Origin of the sequence: Campylobacter sp. W0014 (genome assembly GCF_020135975.1) — a bacterium.
In the GTDB taxonomy this organism is placed as follows: domain Bacteria; phylum Campylobacterota; class Campylobacteria; order Campylobacterales; family Campylobacteraceae; genus Campylobacter_D.
This window is the reverse complement of sequence record NZ_JACHTR010000065.1, coordinates 1-1434: the sequence shown is the minus strand read 5'-3', so window position 1 is coordinate 1434 and position 1434 is coordinate 1. Positions and strand designations below refer to the sequence as shown.

1 pseudogene is annotated in these 1434 nt (G+C 27.1%); it reads left to right on the top strand.

Features of this window, described 5'->3' with window-relative positions:
* A pseudogene (locus H2277_RS08930) lies at positions 1–1421 on the top strand (hypothetical protein); the annotation flags it as partial.
* Positions 1422–1434 lie beyond the last annotated feature (13 nt).

Genomic DNA, 1434 nt, shown 5'->3' with positions numbered 1-1434 from the left:
ATTACCTAAACACCCTCACTCAAAAAAATTTTAGCTTAGATAATATTTATTGTATTGCTAATTATTGTGAGAATTTAGGTGCTAATAAATTGGATAATGTTGCCTTGCTTAATAAAACTTTAAGACAAAAGTTTGAAAAACTAGAAGCAAATACACCCCATAATATTCTTATCCTCTATCCAAATCCCACTCCATCTATTATACAAATAGAACAACCTAAAAATACTTTTATTACCCTACTTATAGGAGCAAAAGCAAAAATAGATTGTTCTAAATTAATAGAAGATCAATGTGAGCTAATGTATTTAAAATATGATCCAACACAAGAAGAACAACAAGCAATTAATCCACAAGCTTTTTCTTGTTGCACTCAAGAAGAACTTACTTTAAAAAAAGAAGATGAAATATACTTTAAAGCAGTAAAAAACAATATATCATATTTTATTAATAAAAACGATGGGATTTTAAAAGTTGCTCCTACTGGCAATGAAGAAAATGCTATAGAATTATACAGTTTTGCTAAAGAAAATCAATTTAAAATTTTACAAGATAAAGCCTCAAAGATGCTAAAAATCTATTTAAAACTAGAAAGATATAGTAGCGAAGAGATTTTATCGCATAGAGGGGGAAATTTTGAATTAACACTTAATAATCTTAAGATTTTAGATGAAAATGGAAATAATCATGAAACCATCACTAAAGTATTTCTTCATAATTGTGAGAACAGAAGGATTTATGAAAGTTTAAAGCTAGAGTATCAAGAAGGTATTTATAAGAGCAGTTTTAAAATTGATTTAATTTTAGATGAAAACTCTTCTTTTTTTAAAAGAGCTACAAAATGTATTATAGCTACAAAAACCTTAGAAGGCTTTAGCACAAGTCAAATGCATAAAATTGGAAATGTGGCAATAGTCTCCTTAAGTTCTGCAGATAAGAAAGGTGGAAGCTATACTTTTACAAATAAAGTAAGTATGCAAGATTTTGGAGAAAATCTTTATTTAGATGCCGAGGCAAATGGGTATGAAAAACAAATCAAAAATTCAAGAAAGGATTTATATATCACAGGTATGCAAGCTTATAAAGACAAAGAACAGCAAAATACTACTGATAAAATCCCTTACAATGAAACTATTTTTGTTAGAGCTTACTTAAATAATGAGGAGAAATTTTTCTTCGATGAGACAATTAAATGGGCATATTGTGTAAAAAAAGAAGAGGAATTAGAATGCAATCAATCTAAAATTAAGATTTTAGAAAATCTTCAAGGAAATGATATAGCCTTTAATACTTCTATGCTTTCACAAAATGATAGGAATATACTTTATAATATGAATGAAAAATATCAATTAATCTTATTTGCCTATTTTAAAGCACCTGCATTTAAAACAACACAAGGAATAACGCATTTAGTGTTAAAATGACTAAAGATTTAAA